This window comes from Enterocloster sp. HCN-30185 (genome assembly GCF_037890305.1).
In the GTDB taxonomy this organism is placed as follows: Bacteria; Bacillota; Clostridia; order Lachnospirales; family Lachnospiraceae; genus Enterocloster.
Genome location: NZ_JBBKBT010000004.1, coordinates 292,736 through 311,550, shown reverse-complemented (window position 1 = coordinate 311,550; position 18,815 = coordinate 292,736). Strand labels below are relative to the sequence as shown.

14 protein-coding genes and 3 tRNA genes are annotated in these 18,815 nt (G+C 47.6%); 14 read left to right on the top strand and 3 right to left on the bottom strand.

The window, feature by feature from the left end:
- Position 1 precedes the first annotated feature (1 nt).
- The 6 genes from WKT10_RS07275 to WKT10_RS07250 all read left to right on the top strand — a co-directional run bounded on the left by WKT10_RS07275 (position 2) and on the right by WKT10_RS07250 (position 7,724).
- Positions 2-4,627 (top strand): PolC-type DNA polymerase III, encoded by a 4,626-nt coding sequence (locus tag WKT10_RS07275; RefSeq protein WP_340276393.1) that lies wholly within the window; start codon positions 2-4, stop codon positions 4,625-4,627.
- A gap of 134 nt (positions 4,628-4,761) precedes the next feature.
- Complete coding sequence (locus WKT10_RS07270; protein ID WP_296039116.1) at positions 4,762-6,120, top strand: sodium-dependent transporter; 1,359 nt, start codon at positions 4,762-4,764, stop codon at positions 6,118-6,120.
- A 167-nt stretch (positions 6,121-6,287) separates the two neighbouring features.
- A tRNA-Pro gene (locus WKT10_RS07265) sits at positions 6,288-6,361 on the top strand.
- A gap of 8 nt (positions 6,362-6,369) precedes the next feature.
- Positions 6,370-6,441: transfer RNA gene (locus tag WKT10_RS07260), tRNA-Glu, on the top strand.
- Between the two features lie 82 nt (positions 6,442-6,523).
- A tRNA-Thr gene (locus tag WKT10_RS07255) sits at positions 6,524-6,596 on the top strand.
- A 135-nt stretch (positions 6,597-6,731) separates the two neighbouring features.
- Entirely contained in the window at positions 6,732-7,724 is a 993-nt protein-coding gene (locus WKT10_RS07250; RefSeq protein ID WP_340276391.1) for a Gfo/Idh/MocA family protein, read from the top strand.
- Positions 7,725-7,754: 30 nt separating this feature from the next.
- Here the strand turns inward: WKT10_RS07250 and WKT10_RS07245 are convergent, their stop codons facing one another.
- Positions 7,755-8,066: a DUF3837 family protein gene (locus tag WKT10_RS07245; protein WP_066548148.1), complete on the bottom strand. Its 312-nt coding sequence runs from the start codon at positions 8,064-8,066 to the stop codon at positions 7,755-7,757.
- Positions 8,067-8,265: 199 nt separating this feature from the next.
- Between WKT10_RS07245 and WKT10_RS07240 the strand changes: the two genes are divergently transcribed.
- From WKT10_RS07240 to WKT10_RS07220, 5 genes are all read left to right on the top strand, one after another.
- Complete coding sequence (locus tag WKT10_RS07240) at positions 8,266-9,510, top strand: AI-2E family transporter (RefSeq protein ID WP_066548152.1); 1,245 nt, start codon at positions 8,266-8,268, stop codon at positions 9,508-9,510.
- A gap of 25 nt (positions 9,511-9,535) precedes the next feature.
- The gene (locus tag WKT10_RS07235) at positions 9,536-11,497 is read left to right on the top strand and encodes a fructose-1,6-bisphosphatase (protein ID WP_340276388.1); all 1,962 of its coding nucleotides are present in this window, start codon (positions 9,536-9,538) and stop codon (positions 11,495-11,497) included.
- A gap of 18 nt (positions 11,498-11,515) precedes the next feature.
- Positions 11,516-11,857, top strand: coding sequence for an arsenate reductase family protein (locus WKT10_RS07230; protein WP_337434088.1), 342 nt, complete (start codon positions 11,516-11,518; stop codon positions 11,855-11,857).
- A gap of 166 nt (positions 11,858-12,023) precedes the next feature.
- Entirely contained in the window at positions 12,024-12,233 is a 210-nt protein-coding gene (locus WKT10_RS07225; RefSeq protein ID WP_296039100.1) for a 4Fe-4S binding protein, read from the top strand.
- Positions 12,233-12,808, top strand: coding sequence for a hypothetical protein (locus WKT10_RS07220; RefSeq protein ID WP_066548167.1), 576 nt, complete (start codon positions 12,233-12,235; stop codon positions 12,806-12,808). Before WKT10_RS07225 ends, WKT10_RS07220 begins: the two co-directional genes overlap by 1 nt.
- A 53-nt stretch (positions 12,809-12,861) precedes the next feature.
- Here WKT10_RS07220 and WKT10_RS07215 read toward each other — a convergent pair whose 3' ends face one another.
- Positions 12,862-13,521 (bottom strand): Crp/Fnr family transcriptional regulator, encoded by a 660-nt coding sequence (locus WKT10_RS07215; protein ID WP_337434086.1) that lies wholly within the window; start codon positions 13,519-13,521, stop codon positions 12,862-12,864.
- Positions 13,522-13,710: 189 nt separating this feature from the next.
- Here WKT10_RS07215 and WKT10_RS07210 point away from each other — a divergent pair, with 189 nt between their 5' ends.
- From WKT10_RS07210 to WKT10_RS07200, 3 genes are all read left to right on the top strand, one after another.
- Positions 13,711-14,730 carry a stage V sporulation protein AD gene (locus tag WKT10_RS07210; RefSeq protein WP_337933200.1) on the top strand — a complete coding sequence of 340 codons (1,020 nt, stop codon included), beginning with the start codon at positions 13,711-13,713 and terminating at the stop codon, positions 14,728-14,730.
- 48 nt (positions 14,731-14,778) lie between these two features.
- On the top strand, positions 14,779-15,132 hold the full coding sequence (locus WKT10_RS07205; protein ID WP_066548175.1) for a SpoVA/SpoVAEb family sporulation membrane protein: 354 nt from the start codon (positions 14,779-14,781) through the stop codon (positions 15,130-15,132).
- Between the two features lie 135 nt (positions 15,133-15,267).
- Positions 15,268-15,903, top strand: coding sequence for a hypothetical protein (locus WKT10_RS07200; RefSeq protein ID WP_340276384.1), 636 nt, complete (start codon positions 15,268-15,270; stop codon positions 15,901-15,903).
- A 77-nt stretch (positions 15,904-15,980) separates the two neighbouring features.
- Here WKT10_RS07200 and WKT10_RS07195 read toward each other — a convergent pair whose 3' ends face one another.
- The gene (locus WKT10_RS07195; RefSeq protein WP_337434082.1) at positions 15,981-18,683 is read right to left on the bottom strand and encodes a transglycosylase domain-containing protein; all 2,703 of its coding nucleotides are present in this window, start codon (positions 18,681-18,683) and stop codon (positions 15,981-15,983) included.
- Positions 18,684-18,815 lie beyond the last annotated feature (132 nt).

The window sequence follows — 18,815 nt, the reverse complement described above, 5'->3', positions numbered from 1 at the left end:
TATGGCGAAGAATTTTCTGGAGGTATTTCCTTCACTGAATATTGCAGAGCCGCTTAGAGAGCTTTTAGCTCTGACAGAGGTAGAAAAGGTTACCTCTACCAGAGATAGAAGCTCTATTCGCGTTTATGTGAAAAGCCCGCGGCTCATACACAAACAGAATATTTACGATCTGGAAAAGGGAATAAAGGATCAGCTTTTTCCTGACAAGCAGGTAACAGTAAAAATCCAGGAAAGATACCGTCTTTCCGGTCAGTATACGCCGGAAAAGCTGTTAAAGATCTATAAGGACAGCCTGCTTTTGGAACTGAAGCATTACAGCATCATCGAATACTCCATGTTCAGAAAATCACAGATCCGGTTTGAACAGGAGGATCTGATGGTACTGACCGTAGAGGATACCATGGTGAACCGGGACCGGACCGGGGAGTTAAAACGGGTACTGGAAAAGGTTTTTGCAGAGCGCTGCGGCCTTCCGGTAGAGGTGCGCTTTGCCTATATTCCCCCTTCCGGCGGAGAGCGCAGAAAACAGCTTGAGCGAAAGATTGAAAAGGAGGCACAGGCTATCTACTGGCGCAACCACAGGGAAGAGCTGGAAGCCATGGGAGGCTTTTCGGCAGAGGGCCTGGAGGGAAAAGAGCTTTTAAAGCAGACGGCCGGCCCTCAGGATGCTCTGATGGAAGCTCCTCAGGACGGCGCCCCCTGGGATATGCTTATGGCACAGGCAGCTTCAGGAGAGGTGGGAAGCGGAGAGGAAGCGTCCCTTCAGGCTGTTCCAGCAGGAAATGCCGGGTCTGGAAGTACCGGAACCGGAAACAACTCTCCCGGAAAGGAAAAGCGTCCCCAGTTAAATAAAGGGAGAAAGGGCTGGGGCCGGGATAATGGCTTTGGAGAGGATAAAAAGTTTTCTGTCAAGCGTTCGAATAATCCCGATGTGCTCTATGGCCGTGATTTTGAAGATGAATTTCTGGAAATTGAGACGATTGACGGTGAGATTGGAGAGGTTACCTTAAGAGGGCAGGTACTTACCTGCGAAAGCCGGGAGCTTCGAAGCGGCAAATTTATCCTGACCTTTGATATTACGGATTTTACAGATACCATTACAGCTAAAATGTTCATCCGTCCGGAGATTTTTGACGAGGTAAAAAATGTAATACAGAAGGGAATGTTCCTTAAGATCAAAGGCGTAACCACCATTGATAAATTTGACGGCGAACTGACCTTAGGTTCGATTGTGGGAATCAAAAAGGGCGAGGACTTTACCAGCAAGCGTATGGATACCAGCATTGAAAAGCGTGTGGAGCTTCACTGCCATACCAAGATGAGCGATATGGACGGTGTCTCTGAGGTAAAGGATATCATTAAGAGAGCTAAGAAATGGGGAATGACCTCAATCGCGGTGACGGATCACGGCTGTGTCCAGGCCTTTCCGGATGCAAACCATGCGTTGGATAAGGGAGATCCCTTTAAGGTCATCTACGGGGTAGAGGGGTATCTGGTAGACGATACAAAGCAGCTGGTGGAAAATTCAAAAGGACAGAGCTTTAAGGATTCCTATGTGGTTTTTGACATAGAAACCACCGGCTTCAGCCCGCTGAAAAATAAGATCATTGAGATCGGGGCGGTAAAGGTAGTGGACGGAGCTATCACAGAGCGCTTTTCCACCTTTGTAAACCCGGATGTTCCCATTCCCTTTGATATAGAAAAGCTCACAGGCATCAATGACGCAATGGTGCTCCCCTATCCGCCCATTGACGTTATCCTACCCCAGTTTCTGGAATTTGTAGGAGATTCCGCCCTGGTAGCTCACAATGCAGGCTTTGACGTGGGCTTTATCAGCCATTATGCGGAGGAACAGGGACTTCCCTTTCAGCCAACGGTTCTGGATACGGTATCCTTAGCCAGACTGCTTCTGCCGAATCTGAACCGTTTTAAGCTGGATACAGTGGCAAAAGCTCTGAACATTTCACTGGAAAATCATCACCGGGCCGTGGATGATGCAGAAGCCACGGCAGAGATCTTTGCGGCCTTTGTAAAGATGCTCCGGGATCGTGATATCGAAAATCTGGATCAGCTCAACCGCCTGAGCGCCATGGATGCCCATACCATTATGAAGCTTCCCACCAACCACGTGATCATTCTGGCAAAAAATGATATCGGCCGCATTAACCTGTATCGTCTGGTGAGCTGGTCGCATCTGGATTATTTTTCCAGACGTCCCAGAATCCCCAAAAGCGTTTTAAACGCACACAGAGAAGGACTTATTATCGGCTCTGCCTGTGAGGCAGGAGAGCTGTACCAGGCTCTTTTGAGAGGAGCGCCGGATGCAGAGATTGCCAGGCTGGTAAATTTTTATGATTATCTGGAAATCCAGCCTCTTGGAAATAATGCGTTTATGCTCCGGGACGAAAAAAGCACAGTAAAGACGAGGGACGATCTGATCGAGATCAACAAACGGATCGTAGATTTGGGCGCACAGTTTGGCAAGCTGGTCTGCGCTACCTGCGATGTGCATTTTCTGGACCCTCAGGATGAGGTATACCGCCGGATCATCATGGCGGGGCAGGGCTTTAAGGACTCAGACGATCAGGCGCCTCTGTATTTAAGGACCACAGAGGAAATGCTGGAAGAATTTGCCTATCTGGGGCCGGATAAGGCCTATGAGGTAGTGGTGACAAATACACGCAAAATCTCACAGATGTGTGAAAAGATCGCTCCGGTGCGGCCGGATAAATGTCCTCCGGTCATCCCGGATTCCGATAAGACGCTGACAAAGATCTGCTATGACAGAGCCCATGAAATGTATGGGGATGATCTGCCTCAGATCGTAGTAGACCGTCTGGAGCGGGAACTTCATTCTATTATTACAAACGGTTTTGCGGTAATGTATATTATTGCACAGAAGCTGGTATGGAAATCCAATGAGGACGGATATCTGGTAGGTTCGCGAGGTTCTGTCGGTTCCTCCTTTGTGGCAACCATGTCCGGTATTACGGAGGTAAACCCGCTAAGTCCCCATTACCACTGTCCCAAGTGCCGCTACTATGATTTTGATTCAGAGGAGGTAAAGTCATTTTCCGGTATGGCGGGCTGCGATATGCCCGATAAGGCCTGCCCGGTTTGCGGTACGCCTCTTGAAAAGGACGGATTTGATATTCCCTTTGAGACATTCCTTGGCTTTAAGGGCGATAAGGAGCCTGATATTGACTTAAACTTTTCCGGTGAGTACCAGAGTAAGGCTCATGATTACACAGAGGTTATTTTTGGAAAAGGTCAGACCTTCCGGGCAGGTACCATCGGTACTCTGGCAGATAAGACGGCCTTTGGCTATGTAAAAAAATATTATGAGGAAAGGGGAACCAGAAAGCGCAACTGTGAGATCAACCGGATCGTCCAGGGCTGCGTAGGCGTGCGCCGTACCACAGGCCAGCATCCCGGAGGCATTATCGTGCTTCCGCTGGGAGAGGAGATTTATTCCTTTACTCCGGTGCAGCACCCGGCCAACGATATGACGACCTCCACCATAACGACCCACTTTGACTATCATTCCATTGACCACAACCTGTTAAAGCTGGATATTCTGGGACACGATGATCCCACCATGATACGAATGCTCCAGGATCTGACTGGTCTTGACCCGGTTAAGGATATCCCTCTGGACAGTCCGGAGGTTATGAGCCTGTTTCAGAGCACTGAGGCGCTGGGGATCACTCCGGACGATATCGGCGGTTGTCCGCTGGGAGCATTGGGCGTACCTGAGTTTGGTACGGATTTTGCCATGCAGATGCTCCTTGATACAAAGCCGAAGTACTTTTCCGACCTGGTCCGGATCGCAGGACTGGCTCACGGTACGGATGTATGGCTGGGAAATGCCCAGACGTTAATCCAGGAGGGGAAGGCAACCATTCAGACCGCCATCTGTACCCGAGATGATATTATGGTTTATCTGATCGCCAGAGGGATGGAGCAGGGGCTTTCCTTTACGATCATGGAGAGTGTGCGGAAGGGAAAGGGATTAAAACCTGAATGGGAAGAGGAAATGAAAGCCCACGGGGTGCCTGACTGGTATATCTGGTCCTGTAAAAAGATTAAATACATGTTCCCCAAGGCCCATGCGGCAGCTTACGTTATGATGGCGTGGCGGATCGCCTACTGCAAGATTTTTTATCCGTTAGCCTACTATGCAGCCTTTTTCAGTATCCGCGCTAATGCATTTTCCTATGAAATCATGTGCCAGGGCCGGGACAAGCTGGAGTACTATCTGGCAGATTATAAAAAACGGGCAGATACCCTGTCAAAAAAGGAACAGGATACATTAAGAGATATGAGGATTGTTCAGGAAATGTACGCCAGAGGCTTTGATTTTATGCCTCTTGATATCTACTGGGCAAAGGCAAGGGATTTCCAGATCATTGATGGTAAGCTGATGCCTTCTTTAAGCAGTATTGACGGTCTGGGAGAAAAGGCAGCGGATGCGGTCGTTGATGCGGTAAAGGACGGCCCATTCCTGTCTGTGGAGGATTTTTCAAGCCGTACCCGCGTAAACGGAACGATCTGTGCCCTGATGTCGGATCTGGGACTTTTAAAGGATCTGCCCCAGTCCAATCAGCTTTCTCTGTTTGATCTGTAAAAAAGACAGCCGTTGCCATTTTATTTAATCTGTGTTATGATACGGAAGAGCTTTTTTTATAAAAAGCTCTTTTCCGGCTTTGCGGGGGAATGCATAAGGGCCGGAATACAAAAAAATTACGGGAGATATGAGAAATGGAACGTGAAAAGTTTTCTTCCAGGCTGGGCTTTATCCTGATTTCAGCAGGATGCGCCATCGGTCTGGGCAATGTATGGCGTTTTCCCTATATTGTGGGAAAATACGGTGGAGCCGCCTTTGTGCTGATCTACCTTGCTTTTCTTCTGGTCCTGGGACTTCCTATTGTAGTGATGGAGTTTGCCGTGGGCCGGGCCAGCAAAAAGAGTGCGGCTCTGTCCTTTGATCTGCTGGAACCCAAGGGAAGCAAATGGCACCTGACAAAATATATAGCAATGGCCGGAAACTATATGCTGATGATGTTTTACACGACAGTAGCCGGTTGGATGCTTCTGTACTTTTTTAAAATGCTCCGGGGCGACTTTAATGGACTTGATTCTGCCGGTACGGCAGAGGAATTCAGCAAAATGCTGGCTGATCCGGTGATCATGACGGTATTTATGGTTGTCATTGTTCTGGTATGCTTTACCATCTGCGCGCAGGGACTTGTATCTGGCGTAGAGCGTATCACAAAGATCATGATGCTCCTTTTGTTCCTTTTAATGGTGGTATTGGCCGTTCATTCGGTACTGTTGGAGGGCGGTGCTCCGGGTCTTGAGTTTTATTTAAAGCCGGATTTTGGAAAGATGAAGGAGGCCGGACTGGGAGAAGCAATCTTTGCAGCTATGGGCCAGTCCTTCTTTACCTTAAGTATCGGAATCGGCGCTCTTGCGATTTTCGGAAGCTATATCGGCAAGGAAAAGAGACTTACCGGAGAGGCCATCAGCATTACTCTGTTAGATACCTCAGTTGCTTTTATGTCCGGTCTTATCATTTTCCCAGCCTGCTTTGCTTATGGGATCGAGCCTACATCCGGTCCGTCCCTTATCTTCATTACCCTTCCAAATGTATTTAACCATATGGCAGGGGGACAGCTGTGGGGCGCTCTGTTCTTTGTATTTATGACCTTTGCGGCCCTGTCTACGGTAATCGCCGTGTTCCAGAATATCATTTCCTTTGCCACAGACCTGACCGGCTGTTCCGTTAAAAAGGCTGTGTTCTGGAATGTGATCGTAATCATCCTGCTGTCCATGCCGTGTGTTCTGGGCTTTAACGTCCTGAGCGGTATTCAGCCTCTGGGACCGGGAACCACCATTCAGGATCTGGAAGACTTTATTGTCAGCAATAACCTTCTCCCCATCGGAAGTGTGCTGTATCTGCTGTTCTGTACCAGCCGGTATGGATGGGGCTTTAAAAACTTTGTAAATGAGGCAAATGAAGGAGAGGGGATTGCTTTCCCGACCTGGGCCAGAGTCTATGTGTCCTATATCCTTCCTCTGATTGTGCTGTTTATTTTGATTGAAGGTTATATTGGATAATTCATAGAGGAAAACATCCTCTGGCATTTGGGGCCTGTGCAGACAGATGCACAGGCCTGTTTTAATCTCTAAAATGGCAATGTTTCCAGTTGTTTAAATTATTTTAAAAATTATGAAAATTTATGGTTGACATTTCCTGAAAAGTGTATTATACTTACGTACGTAATCGAGGCGTGGCTCAGTTTGGTAGAGCGCTGCGTTCGGGACGCAGAGGCCGCGTGTTCGAATCACGTCGCCTCGATTTTTTAAGGCCTGATGGTCAAGCGGTCAAGACGACGCCCTCTCACGGCGTAAACCCGGGTTCGATTCCCGGTCAGGTCACTGATGGGATGGTTGTTGCATTGCAACAGCCATTTTTCATCTTTGTGGATATTGATTTACATCTAAAATTTAATAGTTGTATGCTTCCATAGCGCAGTTGGTAGCGCACTTCACTCGTAATGAAGGGGTCGCCGGTTCGAGTCCGGCTGGAAGCTTGTAAAGCAGACGATCGGTTTTCGGTGGTCTGTTTTTCATTTATTTACTACTGTGCTCTTATGGATAATGACGTACGGGCTGCCTGTCAGGATGAAGGGTATGGAAGTATTTCAGGTATCAGGAGGAGAACATACATGATTCGCTTAGGAATGATCGGAACCGGCAAAATTGTTCATATGTTTGCCCAGGCGGCTTTAAAGAGCGGAAATTATCGTCTGGAAGCTGTCTGTTCCAGAGATAAAGAGAGAGGAAAGGCATTTGCAAAAGAGTACGGAATTTCTCAGGTGACAGTGTCTCTTGAGGAGCTGGCAGAAATGAAGGATGTGGATGCGGTATACATTGCCAGTCCCAATAGCTGCCATTTCAGCCAGTCTATGATGATGCTCAGGGGAGGAAAGCATGTGATCTGTGAGAAGCCGGTGGTTCCTTCCGTGAGAGAACTTCAGGAGCTGTTGGAAGAGGCAAAAAAGCATCAGGTGATCCTGATGGAGGCTATGCGTACTGCATTTGATCCCGGCCTGAAAAAACTGGAGGAGTTGATCCCTCTGATCGGAGCGGTGCGCAGGGCAACTTTGGAATATGGAAAGTATTCCTCACGTTATGATGCGTTTTTAAATGGAGAGATTCTTAACGCATTCAATCCTTCTTTGGCCAATGCGGCTGTGATGGATATTGGGGTGTACGCAGTGTACGGGCTGGTACGTCTGTTCGGAAAGCCGGAAGAGATCAGAGGACTCAATGTAAAACTGTCCAACGGAATGGAGGGGATCGGTACCATTCTTGCCCGTTATCCGGGTATGATCAGTGAGATCCTTTATTCCAAGATTACGGATACCATAGGGGAAAGCCAGATCCAGGGAGAGAAAGGAAACATCCTTGTGGATATGATATCAGAACCTTCCAGGATCACTCTGAAGCTCAGGAATCAAAAGGAGCAGGTATTCAGATTGACGAAGGATCCGAATCCCCTTTATGAGGAGGCAAAAGTGTTGGCCTCCATTCTGGAAAACAGAGATTTCCAGAGAGCGGAATGGTATCAGAAGCAGACAGCGGTCCAGATAGGTATTATTGAAGAGGTAAGACGTCAGACGGGAATTGTTTTCCACGGTGAGGCTGATACCCTCTAAGGATAGATTCCCCATGGCGGAATGCCGCATTTATATCGGTTCATTCTCATACCCGTACACCATATACTCCATCATCCGGTCCGTAGTGGTCTCATTACGGATAAAGCTCATAAGAATATGGCAGATTTTTTCAATCCGGGGTTCCGGAAAGTCCTTGCCATCTATCTCATTCTTTAAATCTTCACGCATTTCAAAGAGTGTGTCTCTTCGCGCCGGGAGGTCAAGCCTCATGGCCTTTGCAACGGTCCCTATGGCGCAGTAGGCCTCGATGGGAGAGGACATCTGAGCCGGGGGCTCAAAGCCGGCCTTGATATCCAGGGCCATTTTTATGATGTATGACATATTCAGTTCCTTCCTTTTTTGCTCCATTATATCATGGAAAGCCGCCTTTCGTTTCAGAAATATAAAAATTCTGCTAAATTTTCAAGAAAGTTTCCCGCTGCATTGTGGGAACCTGGGAACCATGGTATACTAAATTTGAATGGAGTTCCTGCATTTTCCAGCAGGAACCGTTTAAATTTTATTACAGGAGTATACGATTATGAAAAACCAAAGATTCCGGCTGTATATCAACTGGGGGCTTACAGCATTGGCTGTTATTGCCTGCAGTGTTTTTCTGGCTTTTTCCCTGATGAAAGTTCAGACTATTTTTGGAGTGATCGGAGAGATCATTCAGATTCTGATGCCTATTATTTATGGAGGCGTTCTCGCATACTTGATGCTTCCTGTCTATAATTCGGTCTATTTCTTTGTCTGCCGTAATACGAAAAAGCTGTTTACCACAGAAAAAGTCAGAAGCAGAGCGGGAAAAACAGCAGCTACAATTGCCAGTCTGCTGTTTCTGCTTATATTGGTCTGCGGCTTGGTCTGGATGATTATCCCACAGATCATGGAGAGCATTCTCGGATTTCAGGAAAGCCTGGCCGAATATATCAATAACCTCACATTATGGCTGTCACAGCTTCTTGAAGATAATCCGGAACTGGAAGAAATCGTGATGCCTCATTTTAATGAGGCGGCCATGGAATTTCAGCACTGGATGACGACAGATCTGGTGCCAAGTATTTATTTGATCCTGGATCATGTATCTGCCGGAGTGATCAATGCGGTTACAGTGGTGAAAAATATTTTGATCGGTCTGATCGTAATGATCTATCTGCTGAATTTAAAGTGGACACTTTGCGCTCAGTTTAAGAAAATAATCTATGGCCTGTTCAGTGTTCGCATGGCAAACCGGCTGATTAATGAGATCCGCTTTGCCCACCATGTGTTTGGCGGTTTCATTACAGGAAAGCTTCTGGATTCTCTGATCATCGGCATTATGTGCTTTTTCGGAATGCGGTTTCTAAAAATGCCCTATGTGCTTTTGATCAGCGTTATTATTGGTTTTACAAATGTGATCCCCTTTTTCGGTCCGTTTATCGGAGCCATTCCCAGCGCATTTCTGATCCTGCTTGTAAGCCCTTTAAAATGTCTGTATTTCCTGATCTTTATTCTGGTGCTGCAGCAGTTTGACGGAAATATTTTAGGGCCGAAGATCCTGGGAGATTCCACCGGCCTTCCCAGTTTCTGGGTGCTGTTTTCCATCCTGCTGTTCGGAGGACTCTTCGGCTTTGTCGGAATGATCATAGCGGTACCGGTATTTGCAGTATTTTATCGTTTGATCTCTGAATATATCTGCGGGATGCTCAGAAGAAAAAAGCTTTCTGCCCGTACAGATGATTACAGGGAATTAGACCATATAGATCCCATAGAGGGAACATTTATAGAGCATACGGAAAAATAACGGATCCATCAAAAGGAGGGTATTCATGGCAGATCTTCAAACCCGATATCTGGAACGGCTTGCAGAGCTTTATCCTACAGTAGCTGCGGCTTCTACGGAAGTTATTAACCTTGAGGCCATTTTAAATCTTCCTAAGGGAACGGAGCATTTCCTTACGGATATCCACGGGGAAGCAGAGGCATTTTCCCATGTGCTGAAAAATGGTTCCGGCGCAGTGCGGCGCAAGGTAAATGACGTGTTTGGGAATACGCTGTGCAGAGAAGATAAGCGCAGTCTGGCAACGCTAATCTATTATCCCAGAGAGAAAATGGCGCAGATTTTAGAGCACACGGCAAATAAGGAGGACTGGTATAAGATTACTCTTTACCGTCTTATAGAGGTCAGCAAGCGTTCCGGCAGCAAATACACCCGTTCTAAGGTGCGCAAGGCGCTGCCGCCGGAATTTGCCTATGTCATTGAAGAGCTGATGACGGAAAAGGCAGATATCCGAGACAAAGAATCCTATTACACCGCCATTATCGCCACGATTATACGGGTGGGCCGGGCGGAGGAGTTTATAAGAGCTCTCTGTGAGCTGATCCAGCGCCTGGTCGTTGACCATCTGCACATATTGGGGGATATTTATGACCGCGGCCCCGGTCCGCACCTGATCATGGATAAGCTGATGCAGTATCACTCTCTGGATATCCAGTGGGGCAACCATGATGTGCTCTGGATGGGAGCGGCTGCAGGGCAGAGGGGCTGTATAGCAAATGTGATCCGTATCTGCGCCAGATATGGGAATCTGGATATTTTAGAAGACGGTTATGGCATCAATCTGCTTCCTCTTGCTACCTTTGCCCTGGAAACCTATGGGGATGATCCCTGCATCTGCTTTGCCTTAAAGGGAAGCCATCCATGCAGTCCCGGAGAAAAGGAACTGAATCTGCGTATGCACAAGGCCATTTCCATTATCCAGTTTAAGGTAGAAGGCCAGCTGATCAAGGAGTATCCGGAGTTTGGTCTGGAACGCCGCCTCCTTCTTCACCGGATCAATTATGAAAATGGCACCATTGTTCTGGATGGAAGACGTCTGCCCATGAAGGATATGCATTTCCCTACGGTGGATCATGCAGATCCCTACCGGCTTTCTCCTGAGGAAGAGTCCATTATGGAACGGCTGGAAAAGGCATTTTTAAACTGTGAAAAGCTTCAGCAGCATATGCGGTTTCTTCTGGCAAAGGGAAGCCTGTATAAGGTATATAATCAAAACCTCCTCTATCACGGCTGCGTTCCCCTTTGTGAGGACGGAAGCTTAAAGGAAACGTCTGTTTACGGAAAGCGCTATAAAGGCAGGGGACTTTATGATGTGCTGGAAAGCTATATCCGCAGAGGCTTTATGGCGGAGGATGAGACGGAACGAAAAAGGGGCCGGGACATCATGTGGTACATATGGCTGGGAGAAAATTCCCCGCTTTTTGGAAAGGATAAGATGGCTACCTTTGAACGGTATTTTCTGGAAGATGAGGAAAGCCATAAAGAAAAGAAAAATCCCTATTACCGGATGCTTGAAAATGAAAAAACCGTAGATATGATCCTGGGAGAATTTGGGCTGGGCGGAGAGGAGAGCCATATCATCAATGGCCATGTTCCTGTCAAGTCGAAAAATGGGGAAAATCCGGTTAAATGCGGCGGAAAGGTTCTGGTAATTGACGGCGGCTTTTCCAGAGCTTACCAGAAAGAGACGGGAATCGCCGGATATACCCTGATTTATAATTCCTACGGCCTGATCCTGGCAGCTCATGAACCCTTTGAGTCCAGGGCAGCCGCCATTGAACAGGAAAGCGATATCTATTCGGAGGATATTATTGTAAAACGGACAGCCAGCCGGAAGCTGGTAGGAGATACGGACACGGGACAGCAGCTGAAGGAAAAAATCGCAGATCTGGAACAGCTGTTAAAGGCCTACCGTGACGGCCGGATCGCAGAACGGTTTGGGAGAAGATAAAAAGGTGAAAGGATACGCATGAATATACAGATTTTTGGAACGAAAAAGAGCTTTGACAGTAAAAAAGCAGAGCGGTATTTTAAGGAGCGGGGGATTAAATACCAATTTATAGATATGAAGGAAAAAGGGCTCAGCAAAGGAGAATTTAACGCTGTATGCCAGGCTGTGGGAGGTTATGAAAAGCTTATTGATCCGGACTGCAGGGATAAGGATCTGTTGGCTCTGATCCGGTATATTGCAGAGGAAGACAGAGCAGAAAAGATTCTGGAAAATCAGAAGATCCTTAAGGTGCCGATCGTCCGTAATGGAAAACAGGCAGCCATAGGCTATGAACCGGATATATGGAAAGAATGGAAATAGCCACGAAACAGAAGAAAGTTAAATAAAATCCTGGTGTCTGAGCTGGGGGTGTGTTATATGTGACTTAATTACAGACATATTTCCCGCAATCCGCTATACTCGATATAAAATTAAGCCGTTTCGGTATTGGCCGGCGGCCGATAGAAACTGAGAGCGGAGGAAGAATATGGCAACGGGAGTTAGAAAGAAAAGGAAAGCATCCGTAGACAGCCGCCTGTGCGTGGCCTGCGGCTGCTGCGTAAAGGTTTGTCCCTTAGGGGCAATCTATGTGGCAGATGGAATGTGGGCTCAGGTGAATTTGGAAAAATGCGTAGGCTGCGGAAAATGTGCAAAAGAATGCCCGGCTTCCGTGATTGAGATCAGGGAGGTGGGATGATGAAAAAACACTGGTATGATTATATGTGGATTTTGTCCCTGATCTATCTGATCCTGGGATTTTTCAATATTATGTTTGCATGGCTGGGACTTTTATGCTTTTTTATCCCCCTGATCATTGCATTGGTGCAGGGGAATAAAGGCTACTGTAACCGCTACTGTGGCAGGGGGCAGCTTTTTGGGCTGTTAGGCGGCCGGCTGGGGCTTTCCAGGAAAAAGGACATTCCGGGATGGATGAAAAGCAGGGCGTTTCGATACGGCTTTCTGGTATTCTTCCTCATTATGTTCTGCCAGATGCTGTGGAATACGGTTCTGGTATTTACAGGAGCCTCTGATTTAAAGCAGGTTGTGACGCTCTTGTGGATATTTAAGCTTCCATGGCACTGGGCCTACCACGGAACCCTGTTCCATCCCGGCACAGCCCAGTTTGCCTTTGGATTTTACAGCGTGATGCTGACCTCTACCATATTAGGACTCATTACCATGGTGCTGTTTAAGCCCCGCAGCTGGTGCGTATACTGTCCCATGGGAACCATGACCCAGCTGATCTGCAAAGGGAAAAATGGTAAAAAATAGATATCTGTGATCGAAAAGCCAGACGCGTTCGTATTACCTGCGTCTGGCTTATTTTATGATTCGGCCAGTTTTCTAAGTCGTTTTTCATCGGTAATGTTAATCATCCCCCGGCTGAGTTTTACCATGCCTTCCTCCTGGAAGTAACGCAGCATCCGAGTTACTACCTCTCTGGCAGTACCCAGATGGCCTGCAATGGTTTCATGGGTGATTTTTAATCCGGAACTTCCTTCCAGAGCCATTTCCTCTAAAAGAAAGGAGGCCAGTCTCCGGTCAAAGGTTTTCCACATGATCTGTTCAATGAGCCACATCACCTCAGAAAAGCGGGCTGCCATGATCTCATTTGTATAATTGGAGACAGCAGCAGATTCCTCCATGAGACGTTTGTAGATCACTGCTGGTATGATGCAGATGTTAGAATCCTTTTCCGCCTCGATCGTAATGTCAAACTGGATATTTTTCATAATGCAGGAAGCAGAAAAAAGACAGATATCCCGCTCCAAAAGCCGGTACAGCGTGACCTCACGTCCTTCCTCGGAAATCATATAGACCCGCAGCTGGCCTTTTTTTATAAGTACGAGTCCCAGGCAGTCAGAGCTTCCATTATACAAAACAGTGCCTTTTTTCACATCCCGGCAGATAAGATGGGTGGATATAAGCTCCTGCTGGGCCGGGGTCAGGTGGTTCCAGACTGAAAAATTATTACTAAGATCCATAAGTATAGCACCTCCCTATGCTGTTTTTAGTATAAAGTCGGGACTGTGATCTGTCAATGAAGGTATTTTTTAACAGGATGCTTTTTCTGTCATTTGCATAAAATCACATCTGTTTACGCATAATATTTCCAATCGCCGGATGTTTTCAATGGAAAATACGGTCGGATATGGGAAAGGAGCACATAGCAGATGGAACAGAAGAAAGGAAAAGCGACGGTAGCGTTTGCACGGCCTCCGGTTATCTGCGGAGCAGCCAGTATAGTTGGAAAGAAGGAAAGTGAAGGGCCCTTAGGACCGTTTTTTGACCGTCATATCATGGATGATGGAAAGGGGATGGAAAACTGGGAGCAGGCAGAGAGCTCCATGCAGAAGGCGGCTGCAGATCTGTCCATTACAAAAGCCGGACTGAAACGGGATGATATCCGTTATCTTTTTGCAGGAGATCTGCTGGGACAGCTGATTGCCACCTCTTTTGGAACCGTAGATCTGGAAATTCCCCTCTTTGGGCTTTACGGGGCCTGTTCCACCATGGGAGAGGCCATGAGCCTGGGAGCAATGATGGTAAATGCAGGCTATGCGGATCATGTGCTATCCATGGCGTCCAGCCATTTTGCCACCGCAGAAAAACAGTTCCGTTTTCCTCTTGCCTACGGGAACCAGCGCCCTATGTCTTCTACCTGGACGGTGACTGGGTGCGGGGCAGTCGTCATTGGGAAAGAGGGGCAGCCGGGACTGGCAAAGATCACGGCATTTACTGCCGGAAAAGCGATCGATATTGGAGCCAGAGATTCTATGAATATGGGAGCTGCCATGGCTCCGGCGGCATTTCATACAATCGAACAGAATCTGGAGGATCTTGGAACGGATGAGACCTGGTATGACAGGATCATCACCGGAGACCTGGGAGAGGTAGGAACGCAGATCCTGTTGGATCTGATGGAGAAAAAGGGGCGCAGCCTGAAGGAACGCCATATGGACTGCGGCGTTGAGATTTACAGCAAAGAAACCCAGGATACCCATGCAGGAGGAAGCGGCTGCGGCTGTTCTGCGGTTACGCTGTGCGCGGCGATCCTTCCAAAAATCCGGGAGGGAATCTGGAAACGTGTTCTTTTTGTGCCTACAGGCGCTCTTCTTTCTACGGTAAGTTACAACGAAGGACAGACCATCCCGGGAATTGCCCATGGGGTGGTAATAGAGCATTTGGAATAATGGGGGAGGCCCTAAAGGCCGGATCCAGCATAAATAAGGAGCAGATATATGGATTATATAAAAGCATTTGTTACAGGAGGCATTATCTGTGCTCTGGTTCAGATCCTGATGGAAAAGACGAAACTGATGCCGGGACGGATCATGGTACTGTTAGTCGTTTCAGGAGCCATTCTGGGGGCGGTAGGGATTTATGAGCCCTTTCTTTCCTGGGCCGGAGCCGGAGCCAGCATTCCCCTTCTGGGCTTTGGAAATACGCTTTTTAAGGGAGTAAAAACTGCGCTGGCAGAGGAAGGAGTATTGGGATTATTTAAAGGTGGGCTGACCGCCGCATCTGCCGGAATCACCGGGGCTCTCATATTCGGGTATTCAGCTTCCGTACTTTTTAAGCCCAAGATGAAGTGAGGGGAAGTTTAATACTTTAAAACTATTGCATATGTCCCTGGCAATCTGGTATAATTGGAAAAAATCCCGCCGGGAGAGAACTGGCGGGTTCTTTTTAGAAAAACGTATTTTTAAAATATTATATGAGGCAGATATATGAAAGACAAGAGATCAAACCGCTATAAAACTGCAGCCTGGATTCTTTTGATCGCTGGTATTGTTTCTTTTTCCGTTATCAATATTTTTTCGCTGTTTTTTCACTATTCCAACCGTATACATAATGAAATTCTTAACCGTAATATGGAGCAGATTTCCCTTTTATCTGACTATATTGTAAAGATTATACGAAGTGAGATGAGGCATTGTACAGAGATTTTAAATATAGGTGAGGAAAATTTCAGCGTACTAGAGAAAATGACTTCCGCGGAAATCGTAAAACAACTTCAGGAAATCAGGAGCAGGGCGGGATTTGCACAGATAGGCATTATGGATCAGGAAGGGAATACCATAGACGATACGGGAAACCGCTGGCAGATAGATGACAGTGAGCTTTTGGCTGCTATGGAAAAGGGGAGAGCTTATGTTTCTGATGTGTTTACCAGCGGCCGGCAGGATACCAGCCAGATCATGATCATGGTGCCTCTGTGGGAATTACAGAAGCAGAAAAGGGGATGGGTTTTAGAGATCTTTATGAAAGAGCGGACCGGGCGCTTTATAAGGCGAAGGAACAGGGGCGGGACGGATATTATATTGCAGAGTAAGACGGCGGAAGATCCTATAGGGCCAGCTTGACGCTGCAAAAAAAGAATCTGTGAAACAGTATGTAAAATACAGCTGTATTCACAGATTCTTTTTATTCTCTTTAAATATCAGTTCTGTCGGACGCCGGGCCCCGAATTTTCCCACTGCGGCCGGGTTTGAGGCTCATAACCGGGGCCGATGGGAGAGATGGTTACATTTTCGCCGGAGCCACCAGTCTCATCCGAGCCAAAGGAAGGTGCGATAATGGTAGAATTGCCGGAATGAATGGTGCAGGTACCTGGTATGGAAAATACGGAATCATCCGTTGCCAGATTTTCCTCTCCCTCAGGCAGTACCATGCATACCTTTGTTGTCTTTTCCGTGCAGTACGGAGTGGGGCGCAGGCCGGACTGGGCGCAGACGGTTACAGCCACATGCTTGTCGCAGACCTCGGACGGAGCGGTTCCTTTAGCAAAGTATTCCGTATATACGGCGCTGCCTCTTGGGTCGTGATCGCAGACGCCGGGTACTGCCCGTTTGCCGGATTTGCGGCAGATTTCGGCCGTTTCCACGCTGTCTGGAACGGGAAATCCGGGATCAGAAAGCCCCTCATGGACTCGGTTCATGATATTGCGCCAGATATCCTTATGGAAAGAGGTACCTCCGTTTCCGGCAGAGAGTTTCTGGTTGCTGTCACAGCCGCCCCAGACACCGGCTGTATAGTAGGGAGTAAAACCTACAAACCAGATATCATTATTTCCGGTGGTAGTGCCGCTCTTGCCGGCTGCAGACATTCCAGACAGGGCTGCTCTGGTACTGGTGGAATTGATGGATACGCCGGAACGCGCAAATTTCCGGTTTGCTTTCATGGAATCCGCCATGGCATCTGTAAGCAGAAAGGCAGTGGAATCCTTTAATACCTGCCGTGTTTCAGGCTCATTGTTGATGAGCACATTCCCGTCATGATCCAGGATCTTTGTAAAGAACCGGGGTTTTGTATACACACCGCCGTTTGCGATGGAGGCATAGGCGGCAGTGAGCTCTAAGTTGGAAACGCCCTTTGTGAGTCCGCCCAGAGCCTGGGCAGCGCCGAGATCATTTTTTGTCATGGAAGTAATTCCCATTTTTTCAGCGTATTCCATGCCAAGCTGGGGCGTTACGGTTTCCATCAGGGCCCGCACTGCTACGATATTCATGGAGTAAATGATGCCTTCACGGATATTAGAATAGCCTACAAAGCCTTTCCCGGAACCCCACCAGTTACGGAAGGTTTTTGTTCCAATCGTATAAGGAGCGTCATAATAAACCGTTCCCAGGGTGGCTCCGCAGGTGTCAAGAGCTGGAGCGAAGGCAGTGATTACCTTAAATGCAGAACCGGGCTGGCGGTATACATTGCTGGCACGGTTCAAGGTCAGGCTGGCGGTCTTTTCACCGCGTCCTCCGGAAAGGGCCCGTACCTCACCGGTACGCTGATCCATCAGTACAAAGGACGCCTGAGGCTGTAAAATCAGGTTCTGGCGTTCTCCGATAATGGTGTCGCCATCCTTGATCAGCCATGCTTTGTAGCGTTCGATATCCTCCTGGACTGCTTCTTTGCTTGGATAAAGGCCATCATAGCCCGTATCTCCCAATACAGACTTGTGGTAGGATTTTAAATTTTCTTCTGAAAAATGCTCGGTTGTCCCATCCGTATGTGTGATGGAAAGACGGTATTCTACGGAATACTTGGCAGCAGTATAATTTTCCGGATTGTTGATCTCCTCATCCACAATGGCCTGAAGCTTGGGATCCTGTGTGGTATAAATTTTAAGTCCTCCCGCATAAAGAAGATTTCTCGCCTGGCTTTCCGAATATCCAAGCTCCCCCATAAGAGCGGCAATGACCTGTTCGACCAGCTCATCGGTAAAATAACTGAAATGGGAGTTTGTTTCCTGTGCGGCTGTATTTACGTTTTGGATCCGCTCATACACATTGTCTGCCAGCGCCTCTTCCAGCTCCTGTTTGTCGATATAATCCTGATCATACATATATTGAAGGACAATGCTGCGGCGTTCGGCATTAGCCTCGGCGCCGGAGATCGGATTGAGACGGGAGGGATTTTTCGTGATGGAGGCGAGAACCGCACATTCGGAAAGGGTAAGATCAGATACTTCTTTATTAAAATACCGCCGTGCGGCCACCTTTACACCCAGAGTATTATAGCCCAGGTTAATGGTGTTGAGATAATTGGTAATAATGACTTTTTTTGTTTCTTCCTTGGACATGCCGGAATTTTTTTCCAGATGTACGGCAAGATACTGCTCCTGGAGCTTTCGTTCAATACGGGCTCCCCAGCTGGTTTCCATACCGCCGGCAAAGATATTGTTTTTGATAAGCTGCTGTGTGATGGTGCTTCCGCCACCGGCATAGTCGTCGCTGATCAGGCCGTTGACCGCTCTGGCGATGGAACGGATATCGATACCGTTATGGGACCAGAAACGGGAATCCTCAATGGCTACAAAGGCATCGATCAGATCCTGGGGCAGTTCCTCATAGGCAGCAGATTCACGGTTGGAACCGCTGGTTACAATTGTGTCGGTGAGATTGCCGCCTATGTCATAAACGGTAGTGGCAAAGCGATCCGGCTGGATGTTCATAAGGTCTACGGAAGGGGCGCTGTCGATAATCCCCTTTACCATGCCGAAACCGATGGCAGTGCCTGCGATGGCCAGAAAAAGAAACAATACAAAAAAAGCCTTAAAGATGTTAAAAAACAGCTTTGAGGTATATTTGGCCGATTTTGACTGGAGAGCCCTAAGCCTGCGCTCAGACTCATGTGTTCCGTAATTCATAGTTTCTCCTTTACAACAAGTTCCCCCCGTATGACAAAGCCCTGAGGCATTTGGCAGACGATTAAATTATACAACAGTTTTATGGAATTGAAAAGGCATAAATATGGCTTGCCATGAAAGCCTAACTATATT